We start from the raw sequence: 20,589 nt of genomic DNA, 5'->3' as shown, positions 1-20,589 counted from the left end.
TCCCTCCTCAGTCATTGCTTCCCATCCGGAGCTGGGCCGCCACCTCGCCGCGCCGGCCGAGCGCGGCGGCGACACCGACCGCGGCCAGCACGGCGACAAGGAAGCCCGCGGCCGCCGCGCCGAGCAGCACCGGGTCGTACTCCGGCCTCGGCTGGGTCACCCCGCCGGTCAGGGCGGTGACGTCCACCGCCGCCAGCACGAGCGACGGCACCGCCACCCCGAGCACCGCGCCCACCAGGAGCGCGATCACGGCCCACGGCCCGATCTCCCACCCCACGAGCCCGCGCCCCTGGCGCGACGACATGCCGAGCGTCTGCAGCACGGCGAGCAACCGGGCCCGCGCCGGGGCCGCGAGCATCAGGGTCATCACGACCGCGGCCACGCAGAGCAGGGCCGCCAGCACCACGGCCAGCACGAACGCGGCCACCAGCCCGGCCGAGACCGGGGCCGCGCGCAGGGCGTCGGCCTCCTGGTCCGGGTCCTCGACCACTGCCGACGGCAGCAACCGCGAGATCTCGGCGGTCACGGCCGCGCGGTCGGTGTCGTCGGACAGGCCGACCAGCGCGAGGCGGGCGAAGGAGCTGTCGCCGGTGCCCAGCTCCAGACGCTCGGTGTCGGCGAGCACCAGCGCGCGGCCGGCGGGCAGGCCGGGCAGCTCGTCGACCACGTCGACCACCTTGACGGGCACGCTCCTCTCCTGGGTCGCCAGCGTGATCCCCGTGGTCCCCGGCGCGACGCCGGGGCCGGCGGCACCACGGGTGAGGATGACGGGTACCGCTGCGTCCGGGCCGTCCGGCCCGGTGAGCGCCGCGAGCGTCTCAGGACTGCCCGCGACGTCCTGCTGGACCTGCGCGAGCCGTTCCGCGTCCACCGTGTACACCCGCGCGCGGGGCGCCGACCCCTCGCCCTGCAGCACGGCGTCACCCACGTCGGCGACGGGAGTGACCGCGTCGACGCCGTCGAGCGCGGCGATCTGGCCGGCGCCGGCCTCGTCGACGATGGGACCGGAGACCCGCAGGTCGGCCCCGGTCGCGCGCCATGCCTCGCGGACGATCCCGCCCGAGACGGTGGAGTACAGCACCGCCGAGGTGGCGGCGACCGCCACGGCCAGCACGAGGGCGACCGCCGGTACCGGCCCGCCCGCCGGGTCGCGCGTGGCTCGTGCCGCGCCCAGGAACGGGACCAGGTCGCGACGCGGCGCGAGCGCCCGCTCGACCGCGAGGGCCAGCCACGGGTAGGCCCGCACCGCGAGCAGGGTGAGCGCGAGGGACACCAGGAGCGGGGCCGCCGCGACCAGCGGGTCGACGCCGGAACCGCCGCCCGCTCCCGCGACGACGCCCCGGGACAGCAGCAGCCAGGTGGCCAGCACGGCCCCGGCGACCACGAGCAGCTCCAGCACCCAGCGCACCCGGCTGCGGGAGCGCGGCGCGAGATCGCTCCGGGTCGGGCGCAGGCCCGCGGGCGAGGTCGCCAGCGCGAGGGCGAGCGCGGGTGCGAGTCCCGCCGCGAGCGCGAGCCCCACCTGGCTCACCGTGACGGGCGAGGTCATGCCCGCGGCCGTCGTGATGGCCAGCCCGGCCGCGAACCCGAGGGCGGCGCAGCCGAGACCCACGACGAGCCCCTCGCCGCCCATGAGCAGGCGGAGCTGCGTGCCGGAGGCACCGCGCGCCCGCAGCAGGGCGAGCGCCGGGCGCCGCCGGTCCACGACGAGCCGCGCCCCCAGGGCGAGCACGGCGAGCGTGGCCCCGAGCGGCCCGACGGCGAGGACGGCCACGATGGCGTCGACGCCGGTGCGCTGCGCGAGCAGGCGCTCCAGGATCTCGCCCAGCCGGCTCGCGGGCCGCAGCTGGAGGGGCGCCGGGTCGTCCGGGCCGGCCGGCACGAGGAACGTCTGCGCCGACTGGCCGTTGACCTGCGCCAGGAGCTCCGGCACGGCGGCGGCGGTCACGCCGTCGGTGTCCACCGGGTACCACACCCGGGTCTCGGCCATGCCGAGCGTGACCGGTGTGATCATGGCCGGGTTCACGTAGGCCGTGGCCGTGCCGAGCAGCCCGCGGTTGGGGTCGGCGACGACGGACGCCCGAGCCGCGAGGGCGTGGTGCAGCCAGTAGTCGGCGTCCGGGTCGCCGGCATCGAAGATGCCCGTCACCACGAGCGACGGGTAGCGGTCGGCCAGGGCGACCACTCCGACGCCGGCGAGGTTGTCGTACCGGCCGCCCAGCTCCCAGCCGTAGGTGTCGGCCACGGCGCGCGAGACCACCACCTCGACCGGCGGGGCTGGGCGGGTGGGCTGTCCCAAGGGCTGGTCCTCGCCGTCGACGACGGGTTCCGCGGTGGCGGCCGGCCAGCGTCCCTCGACGAGCTCGGCGTGCTCGTCGAGGTCGGTCGCGGCACGGAGGAAGACCTTCGCCTCGGCCAGCTCCGACCGGGGCACCGGGCGGGTGTAGGCGGCGTCCGCCGAGGTGACGTGGAAGCGCGGGGCCCCCATCGCCGAACGCAACGGCTCGGGCGTCTCGGCACGCACCGCGTCCAGGTTCTCGGTGAAGGGCGCCCAGTCCGGCTCGTCCGGCACACCGGACCCGGCCTGGCCCGGGTCGTAGAACATGCCGCTCATCGGCTGACCGGGGACGGCCCCGACCACGGAGATCACGTCACGCGCCGGTCCCGACGCCGCGGCCGTCTCGTAGACCACCTGGTCGGCGTGCATCGCCGAGACGGCCCGGGGTGCCGTCGAGAGCACACCCGCCGCGAGGAACGCGACCAGGCCGAGCGTCGCCGTCGCACCCCAGGAGGTGCGTAGCTGGCGCCGCGCGAGCAGGCCCAGCCCGGACAGTGCCCCCATCAGCGGACCTCCTCGCGGTAGGTGGTGTCACGAGCCTGTGCGGCCACGCGCGCGCCCACGCCGGTCGCGACCAGCACGAGCCCGGCCACGGCGGCCGCCAGCACCAGAGCGGTCCCGGTCGTCTCGAGGACGAACCGGGCGGGCGGGGCCGTGCCGATGCCGGTGAGGGTCGCGGCGGCGAGGCCCCCGGCCAGCAGGCGCGCCACGGCCCAGCCCGCGACGGCGCCCACGACGAGCGCCGCCAGGCCGACCGTCACCAGCTCCGTGACCCGCGACCGGGCCTGGGCGACGGGACCGAGCCCGACGGCACGCAGCACGACCACCTCACCACGCCGCTCGCGCAGGGTGGCGACGGCCACCGCGAGCACGCCGGCCAGGGCCAGCACCGTCGCACCGGCGGCAGCGAGCCAGAACGAGACGCGCACCGGTACGGCGGCGTCCGCGGCCCCGGAACCGGAGGTCAGGACGCCGGCCTGCTCGCGGCCCGCGGACCTGCCGGCCTCGGCCGTCGCCTCGTCGGCCAGTCGGGTCACGGCGGCCGCGGGTGCGGGGCCGCCCGGCGGTCCGGCGGCGAGCCAGACCTCGCTGGTCAGCAGCGGGTCGCTCACGTCGCGCACGAGCAGGGTGGCCAGCGCACCTCGGTCCAGCAGCGCGGCGTACGGGTCGAGCGCCCCGGGCACCGTGCCCGCCGACGCCGCCGCGACCACCGGCAGCCGAGTGCCGCCCAGGGTCAGCTCGAACGTGTCGCCGGGCGCGATGCCCAGCGTGTCCGTCAGGGAGGTCGAGGCGAGCAGGGGCACCGGTCCGGGGTCAGGCGTGGTCAGGAGGCGCAGGCGGCTCGCGCCGGTCGCGGCGCCGCCGAGCGGCATGGTCAGCTCCGCGGTCCCGGTCGGCGCGTCCGGGCTCAGCTCCAGGCCCGCACCGTCGAGGGTCTCCGACGGCGTCCACGCGGCGTCCGTCACGGGTGTCCCGTCCGCCACCAGGCCGGCCACCGACAGGGTCAGCTCCGCCGCGGACCAGCCGGGCCGCGTGTCCAGGTCCAGGCCGGCCACGCGCCACGCCTGCCCCGCGGGCGCGGGCGGGACGTCGCCGGTCAGCGCGTGCTCGGTCTCGGCCTCGCCCAGGGTGCCGGCGGTCCCGTCGCCCGCGGTCAGCTGCCCGAGCGGGACCGTGGCGAGCGTCCCGTCGGACGTGGCGAGCACGAGCGCCGCGTCGAGCTCGTGCGGCGGTCCGGGCTGCTCGGTCCAGCCGTCGAGCGGCCGGATGCTGCCGCGCACGGTGAGGGTGACGTCGTGGACGCCGTCCGGCAGCGCCGGTGCGTCGGCGAAGGCGTCGATCGACAGGTCCGTGGCCAGCCGCTGCACGTCGAGCACGCCGCCCGGAGCCCGGACCACCTGCGGCAACGCGGCGGCGGGCAGCGCGAGCAGGGTGACCGGCTTGCTGTCGGCGTACGCGGTGGCGGACAGCGCGGGCGCCGACGCGACGGCCGAGTCACCGGGGCCCGAGCCACCCGGCAGGTACGGCGCGGCATCGAGACGGCCGCTCTCCGGCGCGGTCACGCGCACGTCGGCACCGACCGCCAGCACGTCGACGTCGGCGCGCAGGCGTTCGGCGGTCCCCGTGTACCCGCCGGCCAGGCCGGCCGACCCGCCGGCCAGGACGAGCAGGACCACGGGCACCACGTAGACCACGATCCGCCGGGCCACCTGCCGCGCGGCCAGCGGGCCGACGACGCCCCGCGACCGCCCCGCCAGACCGGCCCACAGCCGCGTGGCGGGTCCGAGCACCGCCATCGCCACCACCGCGAGCGCGGCCAGGACGAGGGCCGGGGCGGCGGCCGCCGCCGGATCGGTGATCGCGCCGCCGGGAGTCGTGACCAGCGGGGAGCCGTACCGCAGAAGCTGCGTCAGGCTCACCGCGGCGGCGGCCACCGTCAGCACGACCGTGCCCAGGGCGGCCACCTGACGTACCCGGCCCGACCGGTCGGTCACCTGCCGCCGCACCGCCGCCTGGGCCTGGAGCGCCGCGACGAGCACCAGCACCAGCGACGCCGCGACCGCCACGACCAGGGCGACGACCAGCGGCGTCGCCAGGGAGACCGCCGCACCGGCGTCCGCCCGGGCCACGAGCAGCAGGGCCACCCACGCGGCCGCGCCGCCCGCCGCCGCGGCGGTCAGCGCCAGCAGCACGCCCTCGACGGTCGCCGCCGCCGTGACCGTGCCCGGCGCGGCCCCGCGGGAGACGAGCAACGACACCTCGCCCTCGCGGGTGGCGGCCAGGAGCCGCGCGACCTGCACCAGGGCCACCAGCCCGACGAGCGCCAGCAGGCACAGCGGCACCAGGGCGACGGCGTCCGCCGCGCGCAGGGCGTCCGCGAGGTCGGTGGCCGTCACCTCCAGGGTGCCCGCGACGGTCAGCCCACGGGGCGCGACGTCGGAGTCCTCGCCCAGGACGCCCTGTGCCTGGCCGGTGAGCCGCGCCAGGGCGGGCAGGTGCGCGGGGGTGAGCGCGGCGACGTCGGGCACCACGGTCCAGCGCGCGAACGGGTCGGTGTCCAGGCCCGCGACGACCTGCTCGCTCACCACGACGGGACCGGGGTAGGCCCCGTCCGTCCCGGTGAGCACGGCGGGGTCGCCGAGCCAGACGGCGTCGTCCGGGTCGGTCACGCGCCACGTCGCCGCGACGGTGACGGGCGTCCCGGTGGTCGACGGCTCGTCCGGGTCGACACCCACGCGCAGCGTGTCCCCGACGGCCAGCCCGGCGGCCTGTGCGGCGTCCGCCTGCACCGCCGCCTCGTCCGCCGCGGCGGGCCAGGCGCCGTCGACCAGCGTGACGCCGTCGGCGCCCGCACCGGCCAGGGCGGCGTCCCGGGTGGCGGCGGGCAGCAGGGCGAGCGACCAGCGGCCCAGGTCCCGGCCGTCGGCGCCCCGCGTGTACTGGGGCTCGGTCCGCACGTCATAGGCGACGTGGTGCGGCACGCTCTCCAGCAGGCCGGCGAGCACCTCCCGGACGCGGGCGTCCTGCGCGGCCGCCTCGTCGTCGTCCGCGAGACGGGTGGAGAGCTGGAGCGCACGACCGGACGGCTCGGCGGCCTGCAGCCCGTCCCGGGCGCTCGCGGTGGCGGCGGCCTGCGTCCAGCCGACCGTCACGCCCAGCGCCCCGGTCAGGACCGCGACCAGCAGCCAGACGAGCGCGAGCAGCCCGCGGTGCGCCGTCGACCGGCGGGCTAGGAGGGTGGCTCGACTCACGGGCCCAAACTAGCCGGGGCCGGTGACACGGACGACGAAAAAGCCGGCGCCGCGGGCAACGATCGGGTCACGCCGGCCACGACGCGGGCCCCCGTCCGGCGAGGACGTCCCGGGACCCGGCGGTCTCGGGACCTCCTCGCCTGGCGGGGGCCCGGAAGAGGCGGACTAGCGCGACGCCACCGGCACGTACGGACGCTCCGTGGCACCCGTGTAGACCTGGCGCGGGCGGCCGATCTTGGTCTGCGGGTCCTTGATCATCTCGCGCCACTGGGCGATCCAGCCGGGCATGCGGCCCAGCGCGAACAGCGGCGTGAACATCGCCGGCTCGAAGCCCATGGCCTTGTAGATGAGGCCCGTGTAGAAGTCGACGTTCGGGTAGAGCTTGCGCTCCACGAAGTAGTCGTCCGAGAGGGCGATCTCCTCCAGGCCGCGCGCGATGTCGAGCAGCTCGTCCTTGGCGCCGAGCTTGTCGAGCACCTCGTCGGCCGACTTCTTCACGATCGCCGCGCGCGGGTCGTAGGACTTGTACACGCGGTGGCCGAAGCCCATCAGGCGCACGCCGTCCTGCTTGTTCTTGACCTTGTTCATGAAGGTCTCGACGGTCTCGCCGCCCGAGCGGATCTTCTCCAGCATGGTCAGCACGGCCTCGTTGGCCCCGCCGTGCGCCGGGCCCGACAGGGCGTTGACGCCCGCGGCCACCGACGCGTACAGCGTCGCGTTCGACGAGCCGACCACGCGCACCGTGGACGTGGAGCAGTTCTGCTCGTGGTCCGCGTGCAGCACCAGCAGCTTCTCCAGCGCGTCCACGACCACCGGGTCGGCCTCGTAGGCCTCGTACGGCGTCGCGAACGTCATCCGCAGGAAGTCCTCGACGTAGCCCCGCGAGTAGTCCGGGTACAGCAGCGGCTCGCCCACGCGGCGCCGGTGCAGGTAGGACGTGATGGTCCGGGTCTTGGCCAGCAGCAGCACGGTGGCCAGGTCGACCTGCTCGTCGTCGGTCGGGTCGAGCGACTCCGGGTAGAACGTGGACAGCGCGTTCACCGCAGAGGCCAGCACCGCCATCGGGTGCGCGTTGCGGGGGAACGTTCCCATGAACGTGCGGAAGTCCTCGTGCACCAGGGTGTGCCGGTTGACCCGCTCGGTGAAGGAGTCCAGGTCGGCCGCGCTCGGCAGCTCGCCGTAGATGAGCAGGTACGCGACCTCGAGGAAGGTCGAGCCCGAGGCGAGCTGGTCGATGGGGTACCCGCGGTAGCGCAGGATGCCGGCGTCACCGTCGATGTAGGTGATCGTCGACTCGCACGACGCCGTGTTCATGAAACCTGGATCGACCGTGACCAGGCCCGTGTCCTTGAGCAGCGACGACACCACGATGCCGTCGTTGCCCTCGCTCGCGGCGACGACAGGCAGGGGGTGAGTGGTTCCGTTGACGGCGAGCTCGACGCGGCTCGAGCCGTCCACCGGTGTGGAGGTCATGTCTTCCTTCCTGAAGAGCGCACGAGGGACACTGCGGCGAAGAAAGCAGTCGGGGCAGCGTCGACCTGGGGCCACGACAGTATCGTGCCCAGCTCTCGTTTTTCCAATCCGTCGGTCAAGCCTGTGTGAGGCGCGACACAGCATCGGCAATCTGCGCGTCAGTCGAGGTCAGTGCCACGCGCGTGTGCCGGTCGTCGCCGTAGAGGTACCCGGGCGTGGTGAGGAGGCCACGCTCCGCGAACCATTGTGCGACCTGGAGCCCGGATCGGCCGTCCGGGGCGGCCACCCACAGGTACAGGCCGGCCTCCGAGTCGTCGACGACGAGCCCCGCCGCGACGACGGCCGCGGCCAGCGCCTCCCGCCGGGCCCCGTAGAGGTCGCGCTGAACGGCGACGTGCTCGTCGTCCGACAGGGCCGCCGTCATCGCGGCCTGCACCGGAGCGGGCACGATGAGGCCCAGGTGCTTGCGGGTCTGCGTGAGATCGGTCACCAGGGCACGGTCGCCCGCCAGGAACGCCGCCCGGTAGCCCGCGATGTTGGACTGCTTGGACAGGGAGTACGCCGCCAGCAGACCCTCGTGCGATCCCCCGCACACGCGCGGGTCCAGGATCGACGGGACGCTGCCCGACGGCGTGTCCCACGCCAGCTCGGCATAGCACTCGTCCGAGACGACCACGGCGCCGATCGCCCGCGCCGCCTCGACCACGGCACGCAGCGCCGCGACGTCGAGCACGCGGCCCGTCGGGTTGCCGGGTGAGTTGACCCACACCATGCGCACGTCGTCGCGACCAGCCCAGTCGGCCACGTCGTGGGCTGCGAGCGGCGTGGCGCCGGCGGCCCGGATGCCCGCCACGTAGGTCGGATAGGCCACAGCCGGGTGCACCACCACGTCACCGGGGCCCAGGTGCAGCAGGGCGGGCAGCAGGCCCACGAGCTCCTTGGAGCCGATGGTCGGCACCACGGCGGCGGGGTCGAGGCCCGGCACGCCACGGCGCCGGGCGAACCAGTCCGCGACCGCCTGCCGCAGCGCCGGCGTCCCCGCCGTCAGCGGGTAGCCCGGCGCGTTCGACGCCGCCTCCAGCGCATGCCGCACGACGTCCGGCGTCGGGTCCACGGGCGTACCCATGGAGAGGTTGATCAGGCCGCCGGGGTGGGCCTTCGCCGTCGCCGTGAGGTCGTCGAGCGAGTCCCAGGCGAAGGGCAGGTCGGAGATGTCGTGCAGGCCCATGCGTGCGAGGTCAGGCCTGCGGCGGGAGGGCCGCGATCATCGGGTCGTCCTTCTCGATGACGCCCATCTTCGCGGCGCCGCCGGGCGAGCCCAGGTCGTCGAAGAACTCCACGTTCGCGCGGTAGTAGTCCTTCCACTCGTCGGGGACGTCGTCCTCGTAGTAGATGGCCTCGACCGGGCAGACCGGCTCGCAGGCGCCGCAGTCCACGCACTCGTCCGGGTGGATGTAGAGGGAGCGGCTGCCCTCGTAGATGCAGTCCACGGGACACTCCTCGATGCACGCCCGGTCCTTGACGTCGACGCACGGCTGAGCGATCACGTAGGTCACTTCGAGGGTGTCCTTCCACTTCCGGACTGGGGGGCATGCACTGCGCGGGCCGCGTGGGCGGCCCTGCCGCGCGATCCTAGTATCTCCCGGGAGACCCGCAGATCCCGACCGGTCTCACGCACCGGAAAGAGAACGCACGTGACATTCGCTACACCGCCGGACGCCGCGGGTGGCTGGCGCGCCCTGCGGCCCGGTACGCGGGTGGTGGTCCGACGCCGCCTGCCACCCGCCGGGCCGGTCGTGTCCGACGGCGGCTCGGCCCACCGTTGGACCGACCTGATCGGATTCGTCGTCGAGGTCTCGGACACGGGGCTGCGCCTGCGCACCGACCCGGTACCCGGACGCGCCGAACCGACGGAGGTGGAGGTGGCCGCGGCGGAGATAGCAGCCGCCAAGCCGATCCCCCCGCGGCCCACCCGCCGCCCGCGGGAGACCTGACCTCGATCATCTGCCCGCGACGCGGATCGACTTCGGTCCCTTGCCTCGAGTTCGGTCAATCAGAGGACCGATCTGGAGGCAAGCGACCGAAGTCGAGTCCCGAGGCCGAGCAACTGACCGAAGCAGCAGCCCCGAGGCCAAGCAACCGACCGACGCCACAGCCCCGAGGCCAAGCAACCGACCGACGCAGCCGCCCCGAGGCGGAGCTCACCGAAGCCACAGCCCCACGGCCCAAGCCCCCGCCGCTCAGGCGTTGGCCACCAGCCCCAGCTCCGCGACGCTCGTCAGGTGCCGGTGCCTCGGCACGATGCGCACCGTGTAGCCGAACGGGCCCGACGTCTCCAGCTCGACCTCGCCGCCGAACGCGTGCCGCCCGGCCTCGTAGGACTCGGCGAGGGCCAGGGGCTCGGCGGTGAACTCGTCGATCACGTCGGCCTCGGTCACCCGCCCGTGGACCACCTGCACGTCCACGTCGTCGGGCGACAGGGAGCCGAGCGAGACGTACGCCCGCACCGTGAGACGGTCGCCCACCCGGACGGCTTCGCCGATGCCCGCCGACTCGACGTGGTCCACGCGCACCTGCGACCACGAGCCGCGCACGTGGGCCTTCCAGCCCGCGAGGTCCTTGGCGGCGGCGAACCCGTCGGCGGCGAGCGCCCGGCCCGCCTCGGCGGCCGGGGCGTACAGCCCGTGCACGTACTCCGAGACCATGCGCGTGGCCTGGACCTTGGGGCCCAGGGTGGCCAGCGTGTGCCGCACCATCTCCAGCCAGCGGCCCGGCACGCCGTCGGTGCGGTCGTAGAAGGCGGGCGCCACCTGCGACTCCACGAGGTCGTACAGCGCGGCGGCCTCCAGGTCGTCGCGGCGGTCGGCGTCCTCGACGCCGTCGGCCGTGGGGATGCCCCAGCCGTTCTCGCCGTCGTACCACTCGGCCCACCAGCCGTCCTCGATGGAGAGGTTCAGCCCGCCGTTGAGCGCCGACTTCATGCCGGACGTGCCCGACGCCTCCAGGGGCCGCAGCGGGTTGTTCAGCCAGACGTCGCAGCCCGGGTACAGCGACTGCGCCATGCCGATGTCGTAGTTCGGCAGGAAGACGATGCGGTGCCGCACCTCGGGGTCGTCGGCGAACCGGACGAGCTGCTGGATGAGCCGCTTGCCCGAGTCGTCGGCCGGGTGCGACTTGCCGGCCACGATGAGCTGGACCGGGCGCTCGGGGTGCAGCAGGAGCGCCTTGAGCCGCTCCGGGTCGCGCAGCATGAGCGTGAGCCGCTTGTACGTGGGCACACGGCGGGCGAAGCCGATGGTGAGCACGTCGGGCGACAGCACGTCGTCGACCCAGCCGAGCTCGGCCGGGGACGCCCCGCGCTCGCGCCAGGACTTGCGCACCCGGCGCCGTGCCTCCGCCACGAGCTCGGCACGCATCTCACCGCGCAGAGCCCACAGCTCGGCGTCGGACACGCGGCCCGCGTCCAGCCAGCCGCCCGACGCCTCGGGCGCCGTGATCTCGTCCAGGCCCAGCCGCTCCGCCTCGACGGCGGCCAGCCGCGGCGCCACCCAGGTGGGTGAGTGCACGCCGTTGGTGACGGACGTGATGGGCACCTCGCGCGCGTCGAACCCGGGCCACAGGCCCTCGAACATCTCGCGGGAGACCTGGCCGTGCAGCAGCGAGACGCCGTTCGCGCGACCGCCCAGCCGCAGGCCCATCACGGCCATGTTGAACACGGTGGGGTCGCCGCCGTCGTAGTCCTCCGAGCCGAGCGCGAGCACGGTCTGGGTCGGCACGCCGGGCATCTCGTTGTCGCCGCCGAAGTACGCGCTGACCAGCTCCTTGGGGAACCGGTCGATGCCTGCCGGCACCGGCGTGTGCGTGGTGAAGACCGTGGCCGCGCGGACCGCCTCGTGGGCCTCGCCGACGCTGAGCCCGGCACCGACCAGCTCACGGATCCGCTCGACCCCGAGGAAGCCGGCGTGGCCCTCGTTGGTGTGGTAGACCTCCGGCTCGGGCGCCCCCGTCAGGCGCGACCAGGCACGCAGCGCGCGCACGCCGCCCACGCCGAGCAGGAGCTCCTGCTGCAGACGGTGCTCGCCGCCGCCGCCGTACAGGCGGTCGGTCACCTTGCGCGCCGCGTCGTCGTTCTCCGGCACGTTCGAGTCGAGCAGCAGCAGCGGCACCCGGCCGACGGCGGCCACCCACACGTGCGCGTGGAGCGTGCGGCCCCCGGGCAGGTCGAGCGAGATGACGGCGGGCGTGCCGTCGTCCTCGCGCAGCACCGCGAGCGGCAGACCGTCCGGGTCGAGCAGCGGGTAGGTCTCCACCTGCCAGGCGTCCCGGGTGAGCGACTGCCGGAAGTACCCGGCGCCGTACAGCAGGCCCACCCCCACGATGGGCACGCCCATGTCGGACGCGCTCTTGAGGTGGTCGCCCGCCAGGATGCCGAGACCGCCGGAGTACTGCGGCAGCACCGAGGTGATGCCGAACTCGGGCGAGAAGTAGGCGATCGCCCGCGGCAGCCCGGCGCCCGAGGGCTGCTGCTGGTACCACCGCGGGTCGTGCAGGTAGCGGTGCAGGTCGTCGGACGCCGCGCGCACGCGGCCCGTGAACTCCTCGGAGGCCGCGAGCGCCTCCAGCCGCTCGGAGCCGAGGGCCGCGAGCAGTGCCACGGGATCCCCGCGGACGTCGGACCAGAGGTCCGGGTCGATGCTCGCGAACAGCTCGCGCGTGGGCGCGTGCCAGGACCAGCGGAGGTTCTGGGCCAGCTCGTCGAGCGCCGCGAGCTGCTCGGGGAGGACCGTGCGGACGGTGAATCTGCGGATCGCTCTCACCGGCAGAACACTACGCACTCCTCGGGGCGAGCACACCTGTTGCCGAGGGCTTCACCGACCCGTCCGACGACGTTCACCGGACCTCGGCGTGCCCCGCAGGCGAGTCACCCGGACCGGTCGATAGCGTGGTCCGGTGAGCCCGCACACGCGTCCCGGCCGGATCGGCCGCATCCCCGTCCTCGAGGTCGCCCCTGTCGTCGAGGCGGGCCGCTGGCCTGCGAAGGCGGTGGTCGGCGAGGTGGTCCCGGTCGAGGCCACGGTCTTCCGCGAGGGGCACGACGCCGTGGCCGCCACCGCCGTGCTCGTCGCCCCCGACGGGTCGGACCACTCGTGGGCGCCGATGGTCGACGTCGCGCCCGGGCTCGACCGGTTCCGCGGGGAGGTGCAGCCCGACGCCGAGGGTGACTGGACCTTCCGCGTCGAGGCTTGGTCGGACCCGTACGCCACGTGGGTGCACGACGCCGGGATCAAGATCGGCGCGGGCATCGACGTGGACCTGATGCTGGCCGAGGGGGTGCGCCTGTTCGAGCGCATCTGCCGGGACGTCCCGAAGGACCCGCTGGTCGGCCCCGGCCGCACGACCCGCGACGCCCGGGCGCTCGCCGCGGCCCGCCGTGCGCTGTCCGACGCCACGCGGCCGGCCGAGGCCCGGTTCGCCGCCGCCACCGCGCCCGAGGTGACCGCCGCGCTGCGGCGCGCGCCCCTGCGTGAGCTGGTCTCGGCGTCCGACGCGTACCCGCTGCGGGTGTCGCGGCAGCTCGCGCTCGCGGGCTCCTGGTACGAGATGTTCCCGCGATCCGAGGGGGCGTACCAGAAGAAGGACGGCACGTGGGTGTCGGGCACGTTCGCGACGGCGGCCGAGCGGCTGCCGGGTATCGCGGCGATGGGCTTCGACGTCGTGTACCTGACGCCCGTCTCCCCCATCGGCACCACGTTCCGCAAGGGCCGCAACAACACGCTGGAGGCGCAGCCGGGCGACCCGGGCAGCCCGTACGCGATCGGCTCGGCGGACGGCGGGCACGACGCCATCCACCCCGACCTGGGCACCGAGGACGACTTCCGGGCGTTCGTCGCCGCCGCCCGGGCGGAGGGCCTGGAGGTGGCGCTCGACATCGCGCTGCAGTGCTCCCCCGACCACCCGTGGGTGACCGAGCACCCGGAGTGGTTCGTGGTGCGGGCCGACGGGTCGATCGCGTACGCGGAGAACCCGCCCAAGAAGTACCAGGACATCTACCCGCTCAGCTTCGACACGGACCCCGAGGGCCTGTACCAGGCGGTGCTGGACGTGATCCGCACGTGGATCGACCGGGGGGTCACGCTGTTCCGCGTCGACAACCCGCACACCAAGCCGCTGGACTTCTGGGAGTGGCTGCTGGCGCAGGTGCACGCGACCAACCCCGAGGTCATCTTCCTCTCGGAGGCGTTCACCAAGCCGGCGATGATGCTGACGCTGGCCCGGATCGGGTTCCACCAGTCGTACACGTACTTCACCTGGCGCAACACGAAGGAAGAGGTGGAGGAGTACCTGGCCGAGGTGAGCGGTCCGGCCGGCTCGGTGCTGCGCCCCTCCTTCTGGCCCACCACGCACGACATCCTGCCGCCCTACCTGACCCACGGCGGGGTGGCGGCGTTCGCCGCGCGGGCCGTCCTGGCCGCGACCGGCTCGCCGACCTGGGGCATCTACTCGGGCTACGAGCTCGTGGAGAGCACCCCCCGCCCCGGCGTCGAGGAGCAGATCGACAACGAGAAGTACGAGTACCGCCCCCGCGACTGGGCCCGCGCCGACGAGTACGGGATCGCCCTGCTGCTCGGCGAGCTGAACGCCATCCGCCGCGCGCACCCCGCGCTGCGGCAGCTGCGCAACCTGACCGTCCACCCCACCACGAACGGGCAGGTGGTCGCGTACTCGCGCCGGATCTCGGCCGATCACGCGTCGGGCGCGACAGCGACGCCCCCGGGCCGCACCATGGGTACCGGGGGCAACGGTCGACGTGCCCCGCGACACGACGACGTGATCGTGGTCGTGCTGAACCTGGACCCCCGGAACGCACAGGAGTCAGTAGTGCATCTGGACCTCTCCGCCCTCGGCCTCAGTGCACCCGAGGGCGATGACAACGCCCCGTTCTTCGTGGCCCACGACCTGCTCTCGGGCGAGACCTACGGCTGGGGCGCCCATCCCTGGGTCCGGCTCGACCCGCAGGTCCGGGTGGCCCACGTCCTCCAGGTGGGGCCGGCATGACGACGTTCGGGCCGGGAGGCCCCGCCGTCGGGCCGCCGGAGCACTCCGGTGAGCAGGCCGCGCTGCCGGCCGAGCAGCCTGCTGCCCGGCCGCAGCCCGAGCGGCCCAGCATGCCCAACCCGCCGTCCGTCCCGGTGCCCGTCCAGGCGCTGCCGCCACGCCGGCAGCCGCGGCTCGACGCGCGCCGCAAGGGCCTCGTCGACGATCCCGAGTGGTACAAGAAGGCCGTCTTCTACGAGGTCATGATCCGCTCGTTCTCCGACTCCGGGGACAACGGCACGGGCGACCTGCGGGGCCTGGTCGAGCGCCTGGACTACCTGGAGTGGCTGGGCGTCGACTGCCTCTGGCTGCCCCCGTTCTTCCCGTCCCCGCTGCGCGACGGCGGGTACGACGTCGCCGACTTCACCGCCGTCGCACCGCAGTACGGCACGATCTCGGACTTCAGCGACCTGGTCGCCGCGGCGCACGAGCGCGGCATCCGCGTGGTGATCGACCTGGTCATGAACCACACCAGCGACGCCCACCCGTGGTTCCAGGCCTCGCGGGCCGACCCCGAGGGCCCGTACGGCGACTTCTACGTGTGGAGCGACGACCCGACGCGGTACGAGGACGCGCGCATCATCTTCGTCGACACCGAGACGTCGAACTGGACGTTCGACCCGGTGCGCCGGCAGTACTTCTGGCACCGGTTCTTCAACCACCAGCCCGACCTCAACTTCGAGAACCCGCGCGTGGGCGAGGCGATGCTCGACGTCGCGCGGTTCTGGCTGCAGCTCGGCGTGGACGGCTTCCGGCTCGACGCCGTGCCGTACCTGTTCGAGGAGGAGGGCACCAACAGCGAGAACCTGCCCGAGACCCACCGGTTCCTGCGCCGGGTCCGGCGCATGGTCGACACGGAGTTCCCGGGCCGGATCCTCCTGGCCGAGGCCAACCAGTGGCCCGCGGACGTGGTGGAGTACTTCGGCACGGAGGACGATCCCGAGTGCCACATGTGCTTCCACTTCCCGGTGATGCCGCGCATCTTCTACGCGATCCGCGACCAGCGGGCCCGCCAGCTCCTGGAGATCCTCGCGGACACCCCGGCCATCCCGCCGCACGCGCAGTGGAGCACGTTCCTGCGCAACCACGACGAGCTCACGCTGGAGATGGTGTCGACGGAGGAACGCGCCAGCATGTACGGCTGGTACGCCCCCGACCCCCGGATGCGCGCCAACGTGGGCATCCGGCGGCGGCTCGCGCCGCTGCTCGACAACTCCCGCAAGGAGATCGAGCTGGCCAACGCCCTCCTGCTGTCGCTGCCGGGCACGCCGTGCCTGTACTACGGCGACGAGATCGGCATGGGCGACAACATCTGGCTGCCCGACCGCGACGCCGTGCGCACCCCGATGCAGTGGACGCCGGACCGCAACGCCGGCTTCTCCACCGCCGACCCGGGCAAGCTGTACCTGCCGCTGATCCAGTCGCTGGTGCACCACTACCAGCACACCAACGTCGAGGCCCAGCTCGCGCAGCCCACGTCGCTGCTGCACTGGATGCACAACATGCTGGCCTTCCGCCGGCTGCACCCCACGTTCGGCACGGGCGACTTCACGGCGCTGGACTGCAACGACGAGTCGGTCATCGCGTTCACCCGGTCCTCGGCGGAGGAGACCCTGCTGATCGCCGCGAACCTGTCGGCCACCGCCCGCTCCTCCACCATCAAGCTCCCCGGGTACGCGGGCTGGACGCTCACCGACGTGTTCGGCGGGGCCGGGTTCCCGTGCGTGGGTGACGACGGCGTGCTGACGATGACGTGGGGCGCCCGCGACTTCTACTGGCTCGTGCTGGCCCCGCCGACACCGGCACAGGCGGCGCCCGCGGAACAGGCGGCGCCCGCGGAACAGGCGACCCCTGCGGATCAGCCGGCCCCGGCAGGCCGGGCGGGCACCGGCGGGCAGGCGCGAGAGGTGTGAGCCCGGCGCGCCCCGTCCACGTCTCCCCCGGAGCCGCGCACCTCGCCCCGGAGGTGCTGCGGCTGCTCGACACGTGGCTGCCCCGGCAGCGGTGGTACCCCGTGCCCGCCGAGGGCGTGGTGCACGAGCCGTGGCTCACCGTCACCTTCGCGGGGGTGGCCGACGTCGTGGTCGCGCTGCTGCGGCTGGCCGGGCCCGGGCTCGCGACCGGTGAAGAGTCGCTCGTCGTCCAGGTCCCGCTCGTGCTGACCCCGACGGCGGAGCCCGAGGCCGACACCGCCGACACCGAGGCGGCCGGGCTGATCGGCACCGTGACCACGGCGTCGGGCACGGCCACCGTGCACGACGGCGGCGTGCACCCCGCGGCCTGGCACGCCTACTTCACCGCCGCGCTGCCCGCCGCGTGCGAGCCGGAGGACTGCGCGGAGCTGCGCGGGGCGCGGCGCATCTCCGGGGAGCAGTCGAACACGTCGGTCGTGCTGCCGGCCCTGCCGCACGCGACGGGCCGGGGCGGCATGCTCAAGATCCTGCGGACGGTCGCGCTCGGCCCGCACCCCGACGTCGTGATCCCCGAGGCCCTGACGCGGGCCGGCTGGGACGGCGTGCCCCGGTTCCTCGGGGCGGTGCCGCTGCCGGTACCCGCCGGCCAGGGCGGCACCGGCACGGCCGCCGGCGACCCGGCCCCTGCGCCGCTCGCCCACCTCGCCGTGCTGTCCGAGCTCGTCCACGACGCGACCGACGGGTTCGAGCTGGCCTGCGCGTACGCGGCACGCGACGAGGACTTCGGGGAGCGTGCGGCCGAGCTCGGCGCGGTCGTCGCACACCTGCACACGACGCTGCGCGAGGCGCTCGGCCCGGGGCCGGCGCTCGAACCGGCGGGCTTCATGGGCGTGCTGCGCCGCCGGGCCGCCGAGGCGTTCGCGGACGTGCCGGACCTGGCCCCGCAGCGCGCGGGCGTCACCGCCCTGTACGACGCCGTGAGCGCCCGCCTGGCCGCCGTCGGCGAGCGCGCCGGGAGCATCGTGCGGCTCCAGTCCATCCACGGCGACCTGCACCTCGGCCAGGCCCTGTACTCGCCCGACGGCTGGAAGGTGCTCGACTTCGAGGGCGAGCCGCAGCGCCCCGTGGCCGAGCGCACCGCACCCGACCTGCCCCTGCGCGACGTCGCGGGGATGCTGCGCTCCCTCGACTACGCGGGCGCCGTCGGCCGGGCCACCGACCCGCAGTGGGTGTCCCACGCCCAGATCGGCTTCCTCGAGGGGTACCGGCAGGCCAGCGGCGAGGCGCACGAGGGCACGGTCCGCCCGGTGCCCGGTGCCGCGACGTCGGGCAGCGAGCTCGACGTCGCCACCGCCGAGCTGCTGCTGCGCGCCCTGATCGTGGACAAGGCCCTGTACGAGGTGGTCTACGAGTACCGGCACCGGCCCGCGTGGATACACATCCCGCTGGCGGCAGTGGAACGCGTCCTACAGGACCGTTGACTTCGGTCGGTTGCGCCGCGCAGACACCTGACTTCGGTCGGTTGCGCTGAGATCGGTCAATCAAATGACCGATCTCAGCGCAACCGACCGAAGTCGAACCAGCCACTGTGCAAGGGACCGAAGTCAACCGCCCGCTCGGGCCGTGCGTCTCGTGAACCTGTGACGTGTCGCACGCCGGGCACCTGGCATGGAAAGGTGAACCCATGGCTGACCTGCCCGACGTCGACCTCGAGTTCCTGACCGCCATCGCGTCCGGGACCCACCACGACCCGCACACCGTGCTCGGCCCGCACCTGCTCGACGGCCCGTGGGCCGTCGTGCGCGCGCTGCGCCCGCTCGCGGACGAGGTCGTGGTGACCACACCGGACGGCGAGGTGTCCGCGACCCACCAGGGCGCGGGGGTCTGGGCCGCCGTCGTCCCGGCCGCCGAGGAGCCGGACGGGTCCCGGCACGCCCCCGACTACCGCATCCGCACCCGCTCGGGCACGGACACGTGGGTGTCCGACGATCCCTACCGGTTCCTGCCCACGCTGGGCGAGGTCGATCTGCACCTGATCGGCGAGGGCCGGCACGAGCAGCTCTGGCAGGTGCTCGGCGCCAACCTGCACCGCTACCCGAGCGCGGACGGCGACATCGCGGGCGTCGCGTTCGCCGTCTGGGCACCGAACGCGCGCGGCGTGCGGCTCGTGGGCGACCACAACGGCTGGGGCGGCACGCATCCCATGCGGTCGCTGGGTTCCACGGGCGTCTGGGAGCTGTTCGTCCCGGACGTCGGCCCCGGCCTGCGGTACAAGTTCGAGATCCTGGGGGCCGACGGCGTCTGGCGCGCGAAGGCGGACCCGCTGGCCAAGGCGACGGAGCACCCGCCCGCCACCGCGAGCGTGGTCACGTCCTCGACGCACGAGTGGCACGACGACGCGTGGCTCGCCGCCCGGGCCGCCACGGACCCCCACTCCGCGCCGCTGAGCGTGTACGAGGTGCACCTGGGTTCCTGGCGTCCCGGCCTCGGCTACCGGGAGCTGGCGGAGCAGCTCGCGGCCTACGTCACGGAGCAGGGCTTCACGCACGTGGAGCTGCTGCCCGTCGCGGAGCACCCGTACGGCGGCTCGTGGGGCTACCAGGTCACCAGCTACTACGCGCCGACCTCACGGTTCGGCTCGCCCGACGACTTCCGGTACCTCGTCGACCGGCTCCACCAGGCGGGGATCGGCGTCATCCTGGACTGGGTGCCCGCGCACTTCCCGCGTGACGAGTTCGCCCTGGCCCGGTTCGACGGCGGGCCCCTGTACGAGCACCCCGACCCGCGGCGCGGCGAGCAGCAGGACTGGGGCACGCTGATCTTCGACTTCGGCCGCCGCGAGGTGCGCAACTTCCTGGTGGCGAACGCGACCTACTGGTTCGAGGAGTTCCACGCCGACGCGCTGCGCGTGGACGCCGTCGCCTCCATGCTCTACCTCGACTACTCCCGCAAGGAGGGCGAGTGGACGCCCAACGTGCACGGCGGGCGGGAGAACCTGGAGGCCATCGCGTTCCTGCAGGAGGCGAACGCGACCGCGTACCGGCGCACGCCCGGCGTCATGATGATCGCCGAGGAGTCCACGGCCTTTCCGCAGGTCACCGGGCCGACCTCCAGCGGCGGCCTGGGGTTCGGCCTGAAGTGGAACATGGGGTGGATGAACGACACGCTCCGCTACCTGGCCGAGGACCCGTACAACCGCCGCTACCACCACGGGGAGCTCACCTTCTCCCTCGTGTACGCGTACACGGAGCAGTTCGTGCTGCCGATCAGCCACGACGAGGTGGTGCACGGCAAGGGGTCGCTGCTGCGCAAGATGCCCGGTGACCGGTGGCAGCAGCTCGCGGGCGTGCGGTCGTTCCTTGCCTACCAGTGGACGCACCCCGGCAAGCAGCTCCTGTTCATGGGGTGCGAGTTCGCGCAGGACACGGAGTGGGCCGAGTCCGAGGGCCTGCGCTGGGACCTGCTCGGCGACGCCGGGCACGCGGGCGTGCAGCACGTGGTCCGGGACCTGAACGCGCTCTACCGTGCGACACCCGCGCTGTGGGAGCTCGACTTCGACCCGGCAGGCTTCGAGTGGCTGGAGTCCGACGACGCCGACCACAACGTGCTCGCCTACGTGCGCCGGTCCCGGTCCGGCGACCCGGTGGTGGTGGTCGTGAACTTCGCGGGCATCCCGCACGAGGGATACCGCCTGCCGCTGCCGGACGTGCCGCGCCCGGCCGGCCCCGGGCCAGGAGCCGTCGAGACCCTGCCGCCCGCCGAGCCGGTCGAGACGTCGGTCCGCCCGTCGCCGACGCCGCTGGTCGACGTCGTCGGTGACGCGGACGAGGGCCACGTGTGGCTCGAGGTGCTCAACACCGACGCGACCGTCTACGGCGGTTCGGGCGTGGGCAACATGGGCCGCGTCCGGGCGGAGCGGGTGCCGCACCACGGCCGACGCTGGTCGGCCGAGATCCGCGTCCCCCCGCTGGGCGCCCTCATCCTGACCCCGGAACCACGTTGAGTGCGGGATGTTCGC

General features: G+C 74.2%; 11 protein-coding genes. 5 read left to right on the top strand and 6 right to left on the bottom strand.

Annotated elements, in window-relative coordinates; translation table 11 throughout:
- Positions 1 to 7: 7 nt before the first annotated feature.
- From ACO229_RS26460 to fdxA, 5 genes are all read right to left on the bottom strand, one after another.
- Complete coding sequence (locus ACO229_RS26460; RefSeq protein ID WP_423463264.1) at positions 8 to 2,842, bottom strand: FtsX-like permease family protein; 2,835 nt, start codon at positions 2,840 to 2,842, stop codon at positions 8 to 10.
- Positions 2,842 to 6,090, bottom strand: a complete 3,249-nt coding sequence (locus ACO229_RS26455) for an FtsX-like permease family protein (protein ID WP_423463263.1) — start codon at positions 6,088 to 6,090, stop codon at positions 2,842 to 2,844. The genes ACO229_RS26460 and ACO229_RS26455 overlap by 1 nt, the downstream gene beginning before the upstream one ends.
- Positions 6,091 to 6,255: 165 nt before the next feature.
- Positions 6,256 to 7,563 (bottom strand): citrate synthase, encoded by a 1,308-nt coding sequence (locus ACO229_RS26450; RefSeq protein WP_397415095.1) that lies wholly within the window; start codon positions 7,561 to 7,563, stop codon positions 6,256 to 6,258.
- A 115-nt stretch (positions 7,564 to 7,678) separates the two neighbouring features.
- Positions 7,679 to 8,791, bottom strand: a complete 1,113-nt coding sequence (dapC, locus tag ACO229_RS26445) for a succinyldiaminopimelate transaminase (protein ID WP_423463262.1) — start codon at positions 8,789 to 8,791, stop codon at positions 7,679 to 7,681.
- A 10-nt stretch (positions 8,792 to 8,801) separates the two neighbouring features.
- The gene (gene fdxA / locus ACO229_RS26440) at positions 8,802 to 9,119 is read right to left on the bottom strand and encodes a ferredoxin (RefSeq protein ID WP_020017584.1); all 318 of its coding nucleotides are present in this window, start codon (positions 9,117 to 9,119) and stop codon (positions 8,802 to 8,804) included.
- A 138-nt stretch (positions 9,120 to 9,257) separates the two neighbouring features.
- Between fdxA and ACO229_RS26435 the strand changes: the two genes are divergently transcribed.
- Positions 9,258 to 9,557, top strand: coding sequence for a DUF6725 family protein (locus ACO229_RS26435; RefSeq protein ID WP_423463261.1), 300 nt, complete (start codon positions 9,258 to 9,260; stop codon positions 9,555 to 9,557).
- 246 nt (positions 9,558 to 9,803) lie between these two features.
- Here ACO229_RS26435 and glgP read toward each other — a convergent pair whose 3' ends face one another.
- Complete coding sequence (gene glgP / locus ACO229_RS26430; RefSeq protein WP_423463260.1) at positions 9,804 to 12,380, bottom strand: alpha-glucan family phosphorylase; 2,577 nt, start codon at positions 12,378 to 12,380, stop codon at positions 9,804 to 9,806.
- A 133-nt stretch (positions 12,381 to 12,513) separates the two neighbouring features.
- Here glgP and ACO229_RS26425 point away from each other — a divergent pair, with 133 nt between their 5' ends.
- The 4 genes from ACO229_RS26425 (at position 12,514) to glgB (ending at position 20,574) form a co-directional block, all read left to right on the top strand.
- Positions 12,514 to 14,619 (top strand): maltotransferase domain-containing protein, encoded by a 2,106-nt coding sequence (locus ACO229_RS26425; protein ID WP_423463259.1) that lies wholly within the window; start codon positions 12,514 to 12,516, stop codon positions 14,617 to 14,619.
- Positions 14,620 to 14,729: 110 nt separating this feature from the next.
- Positions 14,730 to 16,571 (top strand): maltose alpha-D-glucosyltransferase, encoded by a 1,842-nt coding sequence (gene treS, locus ACO229_RS26420; protein WP_423465352.1) that lies wholly within the window; start codon positions 14,730 to 14,732, stop codon positions 16,569 to 16,571.
- Complete coding sequence (locus tag ACO229_RS26415) at positions 16,568 to 18,052, top strand: maltokinase N-terminal cap-like domain-containing protein (RefSeq protein ID WP_423463258.1); 1,485 nt, start codon at positions 16,568 to 16,570, stop codon at positions 18,050 to 18,052. The genes treS and ACO229_RS26415 overlap by 4 nt, the downstream gene beginning before the upstream one ends.
- 203 nt (positions 18,053 to 18,255) lie before the next feature.
- A complete protein-coding gene (gene glgB, locus ACO229_RS26410) occupies positions 18,256 to 20,574 on the top strand; it encodes a 1,4-alpha-glucan branching protein GlgB (RefSeq protein WP_423463257.1) in 2,319 nt (772 codons plus the stop codon).
- Positions 20,575 to 20,589: the final 15 nt, after the last annotated feature.

Source organism: Promicromonospora sp. MS192 (genome assembly GCF_049532985.1).
Lineage (GTDB): Bacteria > Actinomycetota > Actinomycetes > Actinomycetales > Cellulomonadaceae > Promicromonospora.
This window is presented reverse-complemented; position numbering and strand designations above follow the sequence as displayed.